18 protein-coding genes are annotated in these 13,849 nt (G+C 58.2%); 7 read left to right on the top strand and 11 right to left on the bottom strand.

The window, feature by feature from the left end:
• Positions 1 to 17 precede the first annotated feature (17 nt).
• Positions 18 to 1,319 carry an MFS transporter gene (locus tag SynA1825c_RS13320; RefSeq protein WP_186469721.1) on the bottom strand — a complete coding sequence of 434 codons (1,302 nt, stop codon included), beginning with the start codon at positions 1,317 to 1,319 and terminating at the stop codon, positions 18 to 20.
• Between SynA1825c_RS13320 and SynA1825c_RS13315 the strand changes: the two genes are divergently transcribed.
• Positions 1,318 to 1,785 carry a GNAT family N-acetyltransferase gene (locus SynA1825c_RS13315; RefSeq protein ID WP_186469720.1) on the top strand — a complete coding sequence of 156 codons (468 nt, stop codon included), beginning with the start codon at positions 1,318 to 1,320 and terminating at the stop codon, positions 1,783 to 1,785. The two genes, SynA1825c_RS13320 and SynA1825c_RS13315, sit on opposite strands and share 2 nt — an antisense overlap.
• Here the strand turns inward: SynA1825c_RS13315 and SynA1825c_RS13310 are convergent.
• Together SynA1825c_RS13310 and SynA1825c_RS13305 are read right to left on the bottom strand one after the other, a co-directional pair.
• Positions 1,746 to 2,816 carry an anthranilate phosphoribosyltransferase family protein gene (locus SynA1825c_RS13310; protein ID WP_186469719.1) on the bottom strand — a complete coding sequence of 357 codons (1,071 nt, stop codon included), beginning with the start codon at positions 2,814 to 2,816 and terminating at the stop codon, positions 1,746 to 1,748. The genes SynA1825c_RS13315 and SynA1825c_RS13310 overlap by 40 nt on opposite strands.
• A 73-nt stretch (positions 2,817 to 2,889) precedes the next feature.
• The gene (locus SynA1825c_RS13305; RefSeq protein WP_186469718.1) at positions 2,890 to 3,054 is read right to left on the bottom strand and encodes a cyanate hydratase; all 165 of its coding nucleotides are present in this window, start codon (positions 3,052 to 3,054) and stop codon (positions 2,890 to 2,892) included.
• Positions 3,055 to 3,205: 151 nt separating this feature from the next.
• Between SynA1825c_RS13305 and cynS the strand changes: the two genes are divergently transcribed.
• Positions 3,206 to 3,688, top strand: a complete 483-nt coding sequence (cynS, locus tag SynA1825c_RS13300) for a cyanase (RefSeq protein ID WP_186469717.1) — start codon at positions 3,206 to 3,208, stop codon at positions 3,686 to 3,688.
• Between the two features lie 83 nt (positions 3,689 to 3,771).
• Here cynS and SynA1825c_RS13295 read toward each other — a convergent pair whose 3' ends face one another.
• From SynA1825c_RS13295 to SynA1825c_RS13280, 4 genes are all read right to left on the bottom strand, one after another.
• A complete protein-coding gene (locus SynA1825c_RS13295) occupies positions 3,772 to 4,503 on the bottom strand; it encodes a HEAT repeat domain-containing protein (protein WP_255478403.1) in 732 nt (243 codons plus the stop codon).
• A 9-nt stretch (positions 4,504 to 4,512) separates the two neighbouring features.
• A complete protein-coding gene (locus tag SynA1825c_RS13290) occupies positions 4,513 to 5,403 on the bottom strand; it encodes a formate/nitrite transporter family protein (RefSeq protein WP_186471235.1) in 891 nt (296 codons plus the stop codon).
• A 298-nt stretch (positions 5,404 to 5,701) separates the two neighbouring features.
• On the bottom strand, positions 5,702 to 7,243 hold the full coding sequence (locus tag SynA1825c_RS13285) for a ferredoxin--nitrite reductase (protein WP_186469716.1): 1,542 nt from the start codon (positions 7,241 to 7,243) through the stop codon (positions 5,702 to 5,704).
• Between the two features lie 251 nt (positions 7,244 to 7,494).
• Positions 7,495 to 7,743 (bottom strand): hypothetical protein, encoded by a 249-nt coding sequence (locus tag SynA1825c_RS13280; protein WP_255478402.1) that lies wholly within the window; start codon positions 7,741 to 7,743, stop codon positions 7,495 to 7,497.
• Between the two features lie 81 nt (positions 7,744 to 7,824).
• Between SynA1825c_RS13280 and SynA1825c_RS13275 the strand changes: the two genes are divergently transcribed.
• Together SynA1825c_RS13275 and cobA are read left to right on the top strand one after the other, a co-directional pair.
• Positions 7,825 to 8,430, top strand: coding sequence for a DNA mismatch repair protein MutS (locus SynA1825c_RS13275; protein WP_370523166.1), 606 nt, complete (start codon positions 7,825 to 7,827; stop codon positions 8,428 to 8,430).
• Entirely contained in the window at positions 8,427 to 9,215 is a 789-nt protein-coding gene (gene cobA, locus SynA1825c_RS13270; RefSeq protein WP_186469714.1) for a uroporphyrinogen-III C-methyltransferase, read from the top strand. The genes SynA1825c_RS13275 and cobA overlap by 4 nt, the downstream gene beginning before the upstream one ends.
• Positions 9,216 to 9,223: 8 nt before the next feature.
• On the opposite strand, the gene moaB is transcribed toward cobA, so the two are convergent.
• Entirely contained in the window at positions 9,224 to 9,721 is a 498-nt protein-coding gene (moaB, locus tag SynA1825c_RS13265) for a molybdenum cofactor biosynthesis protein B (RefSeq protein WP_186469713.1), read from the bottom strand.
• 12 nt (positions 9,722 to 9,733) lie between these two features.
• On the opposite strand from moaB, the gene SynA1825c_RS13260 reads away from it, so the two are divergent.
• Entirely contained in the window at positions 9,734 to 10,003 is a 270-nt protein-coding gene (locus SynA1825c_RS13260; RefSeq protein ID WP_255476988.1) for a MoaD/ThiS family protein, read from the top strand.
• A gap of 3 nt (positions 10,004 to 10,006) precedes the next feature.
• Positions 10,007 to 10,435: a molybdenum cofactor biosynthesis protein MoaE gene (locus SynA1825c_RS13255; RefSeq protein WP_186469711.1), complete on the top strand. Its 429-nt coding sequence runs from the start codon at positions 10,007 to 10,009 to the stop codon at positions 10,433 to 10,435.
• Here the strand turns inward: SynA1825c_RS13255 and SynA1825c_RS13250 are convergent.
• The gene (locus SynA1825c_RS13250; protein ID WP_186469710.1) at positions 10,399 to 11,262 is read right to left on the bottom strand and encodes an NAD-dependent epimerase/dehydratase family protein; all 864 of its coding nucleotides are present in this window, start codon (positions 11,260 to 11,262) and stop codon (positions 10,399 to 10,401) included. The two genes, SynA1825c_RS13255 and SynA1825c_RS13250, sit on opposite strands and share 37 nt — an antisense overlap.
• Before the next feature lie 149 nt (positions 11,263 to 11,411).
• Here SynA1825c_RS13250 and SynA1825c_RS13245 point away from each other — a divergent pair, with 149 nt between their 5' ends.
• Positions 11,412 to 12,122 (top strand): hypothetical protein, encoded by a 711-nt coding sequence (locus tag SynA1825c_RS13245; protein ID WP_255478401.1) that lies wholly within the window; start codon positions 11,412 to 11,414, stop codon positions 12,120 to 12,122.
• Positions 12,123 to 12,131: 9 nt separating this feature from the next.
• Here SynA1825c_RS13245 and glp read toward each other — a convergent pair whose 3' ends face one another.
• Together glp and moaC are read right to left on the bottom strand one after the other, a co-directional pair.
• Positions 12,132 to 13,385 (bottom strand): gephyrin-like molybdotransferase Glp, encoded by a 1,254-nt coding sequence (glp, locus tag SynA1825c_RS13240; protein ID WP_186469708.1) that lies wholly within the window; start codon positions 13,383 to 13,385, stop codon positions 12,132 to 12,134.
• Complete coding sequence (moaC, locus tag SynA1825c_RS13235) at positions 13,366 to 13,842, bottom strand: cyclic pyranopterin monophosphate synthase MoaC (RefSeq protein WP_186469707.1); 477 nt, start codon at positions 13,840 to 13,842, stop codon at positions 13,366 to 13,368. Before moaC ends, glp begins: the two co-directional genes overlap by 20 nt.
• Between the last annotated feature and the right edge of the window lie 7 nt (positions 13,843 to 13,849).

Genomic DNA, 13,849 nt, shown 5'->3' with positions numbered 1-13,849 from the left:
GTGGTCCAGGAGACTTGTCAGTCTTGAATGGTTTCTGGCCGATTCCGGATGCTGCCAGCCACCAAGAGGGCAACTCCGATCAGCATCATGCTTCCGAACCAGAACGGACTGGTGACGCCAATCCGGTCGTAGCTGAAGCCAGCGGCGGAGGCGCCAAGAAATGTGCCGAGGCTTTGCAGACCCTGCAGACCGCCCAGTGCTGATCCTTGGCCATCGCTGCCAAGACGACGCGAGACCAGAGCACGCAAGCAGGGGGTCACAAGACCCGTGCCGAGTGCCAGCAAAGACACGGCGGTGTACACCACTGGAATGGAGTTATTCGGTGTCGCCATGGGCACCAACAGGCATCCGGAGGTCAGAAGACCAAGACCAACGAGGGTCAAACGGAGTTCACCGAAACGCTTCACCAGCGGTCCGATTAAGCCTCCCTGGACCACCATTGCGATGACTCCAACCAGGGCGAAAGCGGCTCCAGCCATGCCTTCAGTCCAGTTGAAACTGTTGCATAGGTACAGCACTAAAACGGTGGTGAAACCGTTGAAGGCCATAAAGAAGCCAAAAAAGGCGATCGAGAGGCGACGCACCTCTGGTTTGGCAAACACGCGTGCCAAGAGCGTGACTGGATTGAGCTCGCGCCTTCGCGGCAGTTGCTTTCTGGCATTGATGGGATGCGTTTCTGGGAGGAGTCCAAGTACCACGATTAAGTTCGCGACGGCGAAGGCTGTTGCAGCCCAGGCAGGAAGAATGCGGTTGACATCACCCAGCAGTCCACCAAGACCAGGACCAAGGACAAACCCCAGGCCAAAGGCCACGCCAATGAGGCCGAAGGCTTTGGCCCTGTTTTCTGGTGTGGTGATGTCGGCTAAGACAGCTGTGGCTGTGGCGGCAGTGCCCCCGCTTGCCCCATCGATGACTCGCGCCAGAAACAACAGGGCGAGGGGCAGACCTGCTGCTGCCGCCTCTGGCCAGATTGGTTGCCATGGCACGGTCAAGGTGGTGGCAAAGAGACCCATGCCAATCACAGAGCCAAAGACGCAGAGGCTGATGATGGGTTTTCGTCCGAAGCGGTCACTCAGTGCGCCAATAAGTGGCGCCACTGCGAACTGGGAGAGGGCGTACGTGCCTGAGAGCAGACCTACCGTGCTGCCGTTGCTGCTGAAGTCTTCCAGTAGGAAGGGCAGCAGAGGCAGAAAGATGCTCTCGCTAAGGCGGTCATTGAGCAGCGTCAGAAAGGCGCTGAGCAGAGTGGGAATGCGAGGACGCTGCAAAGCCGCCTGCGTGCACAGAAGACTCACACTCCCATAAGGGGCACTCGCCATGGCGCTTCGACCGATCGTTCCAACTGATGAGGGTCTTTTGCGGGAGATCTATGCCGATGCCATCGAAACCCAGGCCCCGGCGCTTTATACAGACGAGCAAGTGAGGGCATGGTCGGCTTTAGCCTGGCTGCCTGGTGTTCTGGATCGGACCCTTCGCACCGGGTGCGGCTGGATCAGTGGAGGCGATGCTGCGTTTGCGATCCGTGATCCACGGGACCGGCTTGCCTTGCTGTACTGCCGAGGACGCTCGGCACGACAGGGTCATGCTGGAGCTCTGCTGGACAGAATTGAAGCGGACGCGGCCGATGAGGGTGTGACCTGTCTGCGCACAGAGGCCAGTCAGTGCAGCCGCTCGCTGCTGGAGAGACGTGGTTGGTCTGTGGTGGCCCCCGAAACGATTGCTATCGCTGGAGTGATGTTTGAGCGTTATCGGATGGAGAGGCTGTTGCGCCACACGCGCAGTTGATCCAGTTGCGCCAAGGCTTTGCCGCTTTCCAGCACGGCTACAGCGTTTTGGATCCCAGCTTCAAGAGTGTCGGTGAGACCGGCAAACCACAGATAAGCCCCCGCATTCCAGCGAAGGGCGTCACTGAGAGGGCCTCGATTCGACAGGGCTTGAAGGGCTTGATCCTTCCAGTCCTGGTCCTTGGACCACTCCACGTCGGCGTCATGGCAGCCATGGTCCCTGGGATGCAGGATCTGCCTTTCGGCCTCGCCATGGCGGACACGGGCTGTGATGCAGGCCCGACCGATCGGCAGATCGGTTCCTCCCTCAAGCCCTTTCACGGTGAGCACATCGGTCTCGCCGGCGAGCCTGAGTGCTTCCCAGGCCCGGCTTTCGGTGGGAGGGTGCACGAAGCCGCTGACCAACAGATGCGCACCTGCATGGGCTGTCCAGAGAAGTTCCAGGCTGGCTACCGGTGGGCGTTTGCCGAGGTCTTCGCGGTATTCGATCAGCGAGTCTGCGATTGAGAAATGATCCGGTTGGTGAATCAGTGCAAAACCATGGGTTTCAAAGCCTGCCTGCACTTGACTGAGGCAAAGACCTGTCAAATCAAGGTCCAGCAGACGGAAAAGGTCCATCGCTGTGATGCCGTACTTGATCGGCATGCGTTCGCCGCCCTGCAGCACCACCGGTTGCTCGCTGGCTAGGAGAACCAGCGTCGTTAGTGGATAGATGGGTGCGGTGCGTGTACGCCCGTCGAAAGGCATACCGAAACAGAGAGGTGCCCGTTGACCTGCCGAGCTCTGCACCACCGGCCCTCTGGATCGGTAGGTGTCCAGCATTCCGGTCAGCTCCTGCGGTTCCGGACGGCGGATGCGATGGGCGATCATAAAAGCGCCGATCTGAGCTGGGGTCGCCTCCTGATCGAGCATGAGAGCCATGGCGTCCGCCGCCTCTTGCCGACTCATCCCCTTGCTGGTGTGCTCTCCACTACCAACTTTTCGCAGGTGCTGCTTGAAGCGTTCACGACCGCTGAGAACAGAGCTCGCCACGCATCATGTCGTCGCTACCAGTAGTTTTCTGTAGCAAGGCTACCTTTGTTGGTAGCGCTTGATACAGAGTTGTTCAGTCGAGCAGAGACAGACCTTCAAAGCTGCCGTGGCGGGGATGGCTTGGATTTTGCCGTCCATCCGCGTAATAGAGGCGCTCAAGCACAAGGCTGGTGGTTCCACTGGACTCGAGCTGCTGACTACTCAGCAAAGATGTGAGAGATCGGAACAGGTTGCTCATAATCGCAACGTCTAATGCGATTAGTAGAGCAGCTTTGGAGGTGTTGTGTTGTGATCAATGCGTCTGAAATGGGTTTTCGGTTTTGTGTTGATTGCTGCTTTTCTTGGGTGGTAAGAGCGAGAGTCTTTATGGGTAATCGGCAATAAACGCCATGACTTTGACCTCCACCTCATCTCCTTCGCTGTCAGCACCATCACAGAGCACTGTGACCGCATCCCTGATGGCTGCGAAGAAAGCCAAAGGAATGAGTTTTGCTGATCTTGAAGCGGCTCTTGGCTTGGATGAAGTGTGGATCGCTTCTCTGTTTTATGGCCAGGCCACAGCGTCAAGCGAAGAGGCAGAAAAGCTGGCTTCGCTTCTGTCTTTGGATCCTGCTATCACTGCTGCCATTCAGGAGTTTCCCACCAAGGGCAGCCTTGAGCCTGTTATCCCCACTGATCCTCTGATCTACCGTTTCTACGAGATCATGCAGGTGTATGGCATGCCTCTGAAGGATGTGATCCAAGAGAAATTCGGCGATGGAATCATGAGCGCCATTGATTTCACTCTCGATGTCGACAAAGTTGAGGATCCCAAGGGTGATCGTGTGAAGATCACGATGTGTGGCAAGTTCCTTCCTTACAAAAAGTGGTGAGCGATTAGGGATCCTCTTGCATCCCTGATTCGAATTCGAGAATCAGTACACAAGCGCCCGGCGAATGCCGGGCTTTTTGATGGTTAGGAACGAAATTGTTGTTCCAGTTGTTGTTGGGCGAGTTGTTGCCGGGAGGCATCGCTCAGAGTTTTACTGAGTTCCAATAAAGAGCTCTGGCTGCTAGGAGTGGCGATGCATCCAAGGGCTCGCAACGCTGCCGCAGCGACCTCATCAGATCCGTCGATGCAGAGCTGCGCCAGCCTGTTGCTGATGCTGGATCCATCCCGTCGCTGTAGAACACGGATTGCTGCGATGACGACAGGGTCTCTGAAGTCATGGAGCAATCCTGAGCAATACCTCAGCAGCTCTTCATCACTCAGGGTGTGAGCCCGGAAACTCAGCAACTGCAAGCCCGCGAGGCGATGCTGCTGACCTGGATGGCGCAGGCTTTCAGTCATGACGGTCTCGGGCACATCCGCACCCCAGCAGGAGAGGGCCTGAACAATGCAGAGGTTGATGTCATCCAGTTGTGAACGGCTGGTGAGTTGATCCAGCAACCAGTTTCTGGCGTCTTTCTGATGGCAGAGGCCTGCTGCCAGTACGAGATCAGGAAGCGCTCCGTGCTGATTGATCAGGCTCTGAATCTCTGGCCAACCCCGATCGGCCAGCATGCCGAGCTTTTCGCTGAGGGCTCGACGGAGATCAATAGAAAGGCTGGGAGAGTAGACCTCCCCCAGCCAATGGGGCTCCAGTGGAGCCCGTCGTGATTGGGAAAGCCGCTCCCAAAGAGCGGCTTCATTCACAGGATGTGACACAGGAGTTGATCAGCGGGCGCCGAGTTCAGCGGCCAGTTCACGCTCCAGTTTGTCGTCATGCTCGGAGGGCAGGACATTCTCAACCTTGGTGCGGTGGGTGCTGTAGAAGAGCATGCCGATGAAGACCATGCCACCGATGATGTTGCCGATGGTGACTGGCAGCCAGTTCCAGAAGATCACCTGACCGAAGTTGACGCCGGATCCCAGGATGGGGCCTGCGGTGTGCAGGAACTGGTTCACCACGATGTGCTCCATGCCCATCGATTGGAACGCGGTAATTGGGAGCCAGCAGGCCAGGATCTTGCCGGGAACACTTTTGCTCACCAAAGCCATCGTCACGCCGAGGCACACCAGCCAGTTGGCAATCAGACCGCGCAGGATGGCCAGGAAGAACCCAAGGGTCTCGAGGTTCTCATACTTAGTGACCACATTGGTCTTATTAAGGGCAATGATCTTGGCTGCAACTTGTTGCCACATGCCACCGCCATCGGCAGCAGAGGCAGGATCCACGGTGCCGCCACTGGTGAGGCTGATGGCCATCAGAACGGCGACAACAGCTGTTCCAATCCAGTTACCGAACCAAACCCAAGCCCAGTTGCGGAAGGTTGCCTTCCAGGAGCTTTTGCCCGCCCAAGTTGCCATGGGCAGCAGGGCGAAGTTGCCAGTGACCAACTCCATGCCAAAGAGCACGATGCTGGCGAAGCCAAACGGGAACAACAACGAGCCCAACCAGGGTTGACCGCTCTTGAGTCCGATGGTCAAAGCCAGGATGACAGCGAGGCCGAGAATCGCGCCGGAGTAAAAACCACGCAAAAGTAGGTTTTTGACGCTGACGGTTGCCTTTTTGCCGCCTGCGGCAATCATGCCGTCGACAAGTTCGTTGGGTAGGACGTAGTCCATTTGTGAAGCCGACGCACTCATGGTTTTCGTGGTGGGATGAAAGGTTGGTGAGGGTTGAATTCGACGCGATTCAACCGCTGATTTTGTTCATCAGCTTGGAAAACAGATCTTGTTGATCTGAATTGCGGCTGATGGGTTGTTTGTCTTGGCCAACTGAGGTGATCCAGTTGACCAGACGGGAAAAATAGTCGTTGCTGTTAGCCATGGAGGGTGGTAGGGGAAGTGTCGTCGAGCAATCAGAATTGGTCTCAAAAGGTGTGCACCAGCTCTGAGTTGATTTGAACCTCATGTCAAACATTTAGGCGCGGGGTGTGGCGCCAAAACGTTCGATCAGCACTTCGCGTAAGGCGGATTTGATTTCATCCGCCGGGATAGCTTTGCGATGCACTTCACCAAGGGAGGGGTTCGGGCCCTGTGAGCCTCCAAGGGTCATGGTGTAGCCCTCACCCATCACGCCTTCACTGTTTTTCGCTTTCGTTCCGGTCAGTCCAATGGCACCCATGTAGGCCTGGCCACAGGTGTTTGGACATCCGGTCCAGTGGATTTTCAGCTCATCTGGGAGCGTTAATTCTTGATCCAGTTCCTGCGCGGCTTGGAGCGCTTGATCCTTGGTATTGGTGAGTGCAAATCCGCAGTAAGTGTTCCCTGTGCAGGAGACGGTTCCCGCGGCGATGTGGCCGGGTTCGAGAGGAAACCGTCCAAGCAGCTCATCGGCTTTGAACGCTTCCAATTTGTCCGCTGGGAGTCCAACCAGAATCACATTCTGATCTTCTGTCAAACGCACCTCGCCGGCGCCGTAATTGAGGCTTGCGGTGGCAAAATCTTGGAGATCTTGCGCTTTAAGCCGTCCGACAGGCACATGAAGTCCCGCGTACGACAAGCCGTCTTGCTTTTGCGGATGGATACCGTAGTGAGAGCGAGGGGTTGTATCGAAAACAGACCCGGGATCAGGAGTGAGCGGTCCGAACAGCTCTTCAACCTGAGTGCGGAACGTGTCGAAGCCCACCTGATCCAGGTAGAGGCGGAAGCGTCCCTTTGGACGCTTGTCCCGTTCTCCGTTGTCGCGCCAGAGCCGGATCACGGCATCGGTCATCTTGCAGATTTCATCAGGCTTCACCCAGGCATTCAGCGGGATGGCATAGGCATTCATTTGTGAGGAGAGCACCCCGCCGATCCAGACGCCGAATCCCATCACACCGTTGTTTTCCACAGGGTGGAAGACGATGTCGTTGTGCAGTAAGAAATTGTCTTTGGCTCCTGCAACAGCAGTGTTCCATTTTCTGGGCAGGTTGGAATATTCAGGATTTCCCTTGCAGTTGTTGGTCAGGAAGTTCTGGAGTTCTGTCGTGTAAGGACGGGTGTCGACAATCTCTTGGGGATCGATGCCAGCAATGGGGTTGCCGGTAACGTTTCGAGGGTTGTCGAAGCCGGATTGGATGGTGCTCAGACCGGCCTCCTCAAGCCGACGGAGGATTTCAGGCAAATCTCCAAGCAGCACGCCTCGTAACTGCAGGTTCTGGCGGGTTGTGATGTCGCAACTTCCTTCTTCGCCGTATCGCTCAACAATTGAGGCGACCACGCGGAGTTGATCGGCGGACAGCACACCATTTGGAACTCTCAAACGCAGCATGAATTTGCCCGGAGTTTTCGGGCGCCAAAACATGCCATACCACTTCAGGCGAAGCTGGAGGTCCGTTTCGTCGACCTGCTCCCAGCCCATTTCTGCAAATTTTTCAATCTCGCTGCCCACAAGCAGACCGTCTTTGTCTGCTTTGTTTTGCTCGATCTTGTTGAGCTTCTTGCCATCCAGATAAGGCCTGGAGGGAGAGCTGAGAGTCATGATCTTGATACGGATAGAACGGATTGATCGTTCAAAACCTGCGAGGATCAATCAAAAGGGTTTTTTAAAACCAGCGCTTCAGAATGAAGGGAGCGCTTGGTGAGTATGACAACAGGTCGGTTGTGCGCCTGTCGGTAGTGGTTCAAACCGTTTTGTCTGTTGATCCTTCACGGCTGTCGAATGGAGCAAACTGTCGCCGTGGCTACATCTGTTGTGCCTGGCTGAGCCGTAGAAGGCTGCCTTCCGCGGCTTCAGTATTGGCGTCCAACTTCGCCAAGCATGCGTACGGCTCCATGACGGAGCATTTGCCAAACGCGCTGCATCGCCGCGAAATCCCGTTCAAGCTCGCTCTGGAACCGAGTGCTGTCGGCACGTTTCGGTTCTCTGCTGGCGTATCTTCCGCGGTCGTCAAAACGTCTCGACCGGTAGCGTTGATCGGTGACTTCTCTGCGGGATCGTCCCTCCAAAGCCGCGCGTTCGGAGTATTGACGTCGGGACATGAAACGAAAAACCTTCAGGATGAGGTGATGTCAGCAGTCGGTTCGGCCATCGATCCGTGGCCATTGCTACGGAATCGAAACTTGCGGTCCGAGCGGGCCATCCGTTTGGTGGTGCATGGTCGCTCGGGGGGTGAGGTGCCCAAGGCGCTGATGGCTCTGAGGCAGGAGCTCCAGCAGCATCGTTCGGCTCCGGTTCAGCTCGAGGTGCTCACGGCCGATTCTCCTCCACCTTGCCCTGACGCGCCGAGCTGGTTGGTGCCGTTGCTGTTATGGCCAGGAGCCCATGCTCGTGATGATGTGCCTGCCATTCGGCGGCGCATGCGTTCAGAAGGTGCTGATGTCACACTCCTTCCGTTTCTAGGGGCCTGGTCTTGGTGGTGGTCGTTGGTGGTAGAGGCTCTCGATCCCTTGCTGACAGGTGAAGTCGTGCTCCTTCACCATCCCCTCCGACCTGGAGTTGCTGACCGTTTTCTCCATCAATTGAGCCGGCGTCTTTCTGTTCCTTTGGTCGCGTCTGACCGGTGGGCGGAGTACCGCCTCCATCACCCTCAAGCCCAGGCACTCCCCCTCGCTCTTGCTCCCAATCGCATGACGGAGACGCTTAGCGAGACTGGAGGTTTGCAACCGCTTCTGCACCATTCCCTGATTCGTCAGGGCCTGATTGATTTGCTGATCGCTCTGCCGTGACCACTGTTCAACAACCTGGAACTGTTTATCTGGTGGGAGCTGGGCCGGGTGATCCTGAACTGCTCACGGTGAAGGCGCATCGCCTGTTGCGCAGTTGTGATGCGCTTGTTTACGACTCACTCGTGCCCGAAGAGGTACTGGACCTGGTGCCGGAAAGCTGTGAGCGCCGGTTTGTGGGGAAACGTCGGGGTCATCATTCCGTTCCCCAGCCCAGCACCAATGCGGTGTTGGTGGAGATGGCCGAGAAGCATGAAACCGTGGTTCGGCTTAAGGGTGGGGATCCTTTTCTGTTCGGTCGGGGTGGCGAGGAAGCGGCTTATTTGGCGCAACGGCAGATCCCTGTGCAGGTGGTTCCTGGAGTGACCGCAGGAATTGCTGCACCGGCCTATGCCGGCATCCCGGTCACCCACCGTCGTGCTGGTTCCTCCGTCACCTTCGTGACCGGTCACGAGGAAATCGACAAGCGGCGCCCTTCTGTGAACTGGCGCTCCCTCGCTGCTGCTAGTGATGGACTGGTGATCTACATGGGTCTGCACAATCTGCCGCGCATTGCGGAAGAGCTGATGGCGGGTGGGCTCGTTCCGGAGACCCCCGTTGCTGTGATTCAGCAGGGAACGGTGGCGGGCCAGCGTTGTCTGAAAGCCACCCTTGCGGATGTTGCTGATCAGACCAGAGCTCAGGAGTTCAAGTCACCGTCCATCGTTGTCGTCGGTGACGTGATCGATCATCAGGTTGAAGCCTGCAAGCCATCGCCTGCTGCGGTCACCATGCCGATTCCATTTTGATCGCAGCCTTACTCCTTGAGTCGTGCCCGTAGCTGCGCCAGGTTGCAGGGTCGAGTTTCAGGATCAAGCTGTGCTCGGATCAACCGTTGCCAAGCTGTGGTGACGGCATCCAGGGACCCCGGCAGCACAAAGATAAAAGTGCGATTGGCCACGCCTGCCAGACAACGGCTTTGCAAGGTGCTGGTGCCGATGCTGTCAAAGGAGATCACACGGAACAGCTCACCAAATCCGTCGATGGTTTTGTCCAGCAGAGGTTCAATGGCTTCTGGTGTCCCATCTCGACCGGTCAGGCCTGTCCCGCCGCTGGTGATCACCACGTCAACGGTTGGGTCAGCGATCCATCGGCTGAGTTCCGCCCTGATTTGATAGCGATCGTCCGCACAGAGTGCACGCTCATGGAGTTGATGGCCAGCGTCTGCGATGCTGCGTTGCAGCTGATCGCCGCTGCTGTCCTCGTCGAGAGTGCGTGTGTCGGAAATGGTGAGCAAGGCAATCGCGAGGCCCACGGAACAGTGGCGGTGACCTCGGACGCTAGAACCTCTTCAGCTGCAACGGCCGTGGTGCTGCACGTGTTGCTTTTCGCTTCCCTGCGCGAACGCGCCGGTTGGGCTGAGCGCTCACTCCCGCTGTCGTCAGAGGTGACCACAGCCCGTGAGGTCTGGCACCAGTTGGATCTCGGCTCACTGCAGGGCATCACTGTTGCCGTTAACCAGGAGTTGGTCGAGCTGGATCAGCCTCTGAAGTCCGGTGATGAGTTGGCATTTCTGCCTCCGTTCACTGGAGGTTGAGGGATGAATGGCATTCAGGTTGAAATTCGTTCGACATCTTTTGATCCTTGGCAGGAGCTGATGCGATGGGGCGGCGATCCTGCAGCGGTGGCGGTATTTGTCGGCCGCGTGCGCCCGATCGCACTTCATGGCCAGGTTCTTCAAGCGTTGGAGTTGGAGCACTACCCCGGTTTGTGCGAGCGCCGGCTCACCGCCATGGCAGAGCGGCTGCAGCAGCGTCACAAGGCAGGCGCGATGCTGGTCCTGCATCGGGTGGGGCTGTTGCATCCGGGTGAGCCCATCGTGTTGGTGGCCGTTGAGGCGGATCGTCGGGGGGCAGCCCAGCGCTGTTCTGCGGAGCTTTTGGAGGAGCTCAAACATCACGCGCCGTTCTGGAAGCGGGAGTGGTGCAGTGATCAGGGCACCTGGTTGGTGGAGAACACGCCGCTCTGATGGACGTTGGGGTGGAGCAATCGATAGCCCAGCTGCTTTAACCGGTGGTTGCGGATGCGCCGTCCACTGGATTGCGGTTCAAGCCCTCCTGTCCATTGCACGGGTGAAAGCCCCTGACGCGCCAGGCTCTGTTCCACGAGCTCCCGTACTCGGATGGGCTTGTCATTGACCACATTCACCACACCACTCCACTGCCCATCGACAGCAGCCTCCAGTGCACCGGCGGCATCGTCCACATGCACCCAGTTGGTGAAGGTGTTGCCTTCACCTTGTCGTTCTTGGCCCGCCAAATTTTTGAGACGCTTGTTGAGATCACGTCCAGGTCCATGTAGGGCTCCCAAGCGCAGGATGCAGACCGTCCTGTCGTTGATGGCGCCCAGCAGCTGTTCACTCTCGAGGAGCACGGAGCCATGCCCAGGGCCCGGGCATGCGGGTGTGGTCTCATCCACCCAATTGCCGTTGGCATCGCCATACACCGAGCAGCTGCCTGTGTAGAGGATCTGACGCAGTTGCGGTAGTTGTGGCAACAGCGACCTCAGGCAGCGGAAGCTGTCGACGAAGGTGTGCCGGTAGCCCTCTTCATCCACCTGTTGATTCCCTTTTGGACCAAGGCAGAACACAGCGGTGTGCGTCTTTTGCAGGCTCTTCAGCAATTGCTCAGGATCGGTGGCATCGCAGATCATCACCTCATCAGCCAGATGACTCAGCGCGACCTGCCGCTCTTGCCGTGTGGTGGTCAGGGTCAAGTCCAGCGACGGTCGGCGTGGCTGCAGCCGCCGCGCCAGGGTCTCACCCACATAGCCACAACCAATGATTGTCAGTCCCATCACTGGTGTGAGCAATGGCTCGACCTTAAAGACCTTCGCTTGTTTTCACGGTGACTTCGATGACGGATCAGTGGATGTTGAATCGAAGCAATTTCGCCGGTTGTTGGCAGGGACCTGGCATTTGGTTTGGGCGTGATGGCTCGGATCGGTTGGATTTGACCTCGCCTCAACGGGTCATTGATCCCACGACCTACGTCATTCGATTCAGTGACGCTGATCATGGCGTTTGGGACGGTTCTGGCCTGGCCTTCGCTCCGGGTGGGCAAGCCACCTATGACATCAGCCGGAGCTGTTACAACGCTGGCGGCGGATGCTGGCAGTTTGAGGGCGCCGGCGGTCAATCCAGCCTGCGGCTTGATTTGGCTCGCGGTCGCTTCGGGCACGAGATCAATCTCTTCAGAGGCCGCTCCCGTTCGATGTTGGTGCTGCTCTGGGAGCCGCATGACGACGCTTGGCGTTTGCAGGCTGTGGGAGCGGTGGCCTTTCGCTGTCGCGATGCTGCAGATCTCGAACCTGAGCGTCCCACGTGCGGGACACCCGAGGCGTTGCTGGAACCTTTGCGGGGCTGGTCGGGCTATGCCGAATCACTTCGGCCACAGCCGGGCGTGATGGCACGAGCCAGTGATCCACAGTCTGTGGTGTTTGAACCAGACCAGCTGCTCCGCCATGACTGCAGTGCAGTGATGCCAGACGGTTTGGTGTTTTCAGTGCCTGAGTGTCTACCCGACGCAGCCTTCACGTTGGAGATTGGTGCACGGCTTGGTGCTGATCGGTTTCAGCACGTCAGCATCCGTTTTGATGCCGATGGACGGCTTCTGCGATGGGACCGTTCAAGCTTTCAACCAGCTTCTGTCAGTTGAGGGGGCGGCTCAAAACAGGCGTCCGCGGATGAGTTGGGCCCAAACACGGTCGCCGGGCTTGAGATCGCCTGCATCCGCCGGCAGTTCCAAGAGCAAATCGGCTCCTTGCAGGGAGCCGATGCGTGATGACGCCTGGGAGCCATCCACGCGGGCTGCCAGGGCACCGTCACGGCTGGTTTCTAATCGTGCGCGAGCCAGTTCCGGTCGCCCTGGCCGTCGAGCTAACGGATCGGCAAGTTCGACCTGAATCCGAGGGAATTGTTCCGGTTCGCTTTGGCCTTCTAGCACTTGAAGTGCTGGCCAAAGCAGTTGCAATCCTGTCACTGCGGCTGCCACAGGATTCCCCGGTAAGCCGAAGAAGGGCACGCCATCGCGGAGAGCACCAAAGGCGAAGGGGCGCCCTGGCCGTAGGAACAGTTTCCAGAAGTTCACCGAGCCCAGTTCAGCCACGAGCGGACGAATCCAGTCGCTGTCGCCCGCCGAGACGCCCCCGGTGCTGACCACCACATCGCAGCAGTCGGCGAGGTCACTAAGGGTCACGCGTAAAGCGTCAGGTTGATCGGCCACCACACGGCGCTCATGGACCTCTTGTCCAAGGGTCTGAAGCATCGTCTCCAGCAATGTGCCGTTGCTTTCCCAGATGGTGCCGGGCGGCCTCGGCGCCCCAGGTGGCACCAGTTCATCGCCACTGATCAAAAGGCCAATCCGCGGCTTTCTCCGCACGGTCAGCTGGGCCACGCCACAGCTGGCGAGCCGGGCCAGGTCTGCGGGACCCAGCCGCTGTCCGGTGACCATCAGTGGATCACCAGGCTGACATTCCTCATCTGCCGCGCGGATCCAGGGCCGGTCAGAGGCCTCCTGGTTGAGTTGGATCTGGTTGTTGTTAACGGAGATGAGTTCCTGAGGAAGGATCCAACCAGCGCCCTCTGGAAGCGGTGCCCCCGTCAGAATTCGAATGCACTCACCGGCTGAGAGCTTGCCGTTGAATGGCCGACCTGCGGAAGCGCGTCCCTTCAGCATCCACCGATCGCCCATGGTCGGTGGATGGGTTTGCCCCAGCGCGTAACCGTCCATGATCGAGGCGCGGAACCCAGGGACTGGATCTGTGGCCAACACGGCTTCGGCACTCACACGACCCAAGGCCTCGTTGAGGGGCACGGTGACGCTCTGATTGAGCGGCGTGATGGCTGACAAAACACGTCGTCGCGCTTCATCGAGCGGGAGACCCTCGCGGCCATAGGGCTCAGCAGCTCCAGCTGCCATGGCGACCTCCGTCCTTGTGCAGCAGCTGGATGCCGTTGATGGTCATGCCGGGCTCTATGGATTTCAACATGTCGTAGAGCGTGACCAGGCCGATAGAGACCGCCGTGATCGCTTCCATTTCGACTCCGGTTTGACCTGTGGTGCGGCAGCTTGCCTGCACCTTGAGTCCTGGCAGAGAGGGATCGGGCTCGATGCTGATGTCCATCCCGCTGATCGGCAGCGGGTGACAGAGGGGAATCAGTTCGGATGTGCGCTTCGCCGCTTGGATGGCAGCGATTCGCGCGACGGCCAGCAGGTCACCTTTGGGTGTGTCTCCACTCAGCACAATGTTGAGCGTGGACGGCTGCATCACCAGCATTCCGGCAGCCGTTGCTTCACGTTTGGTGATCGCGCGATCGCCAACCTCCACCATGTGCACCTCACCTTGACCGGTGAGGTGCGAGAGCTCTTCAGCCATGCGTGAA

Source organism: Synechococcus sp. A18-25c (assembly GCF_014280035.1).
In the GTDB taxonomy this organism is placed as follows: Bacteria; Cyanobacteriota; Cyanobacteriia; order PCC-6307; family Cyanobiaceae; genus Synechococcus_C.
Note: the sequence above shows the minus strand (reverse complement) of the source record. Positions and strands in the feature narration are given on the sequence as shown.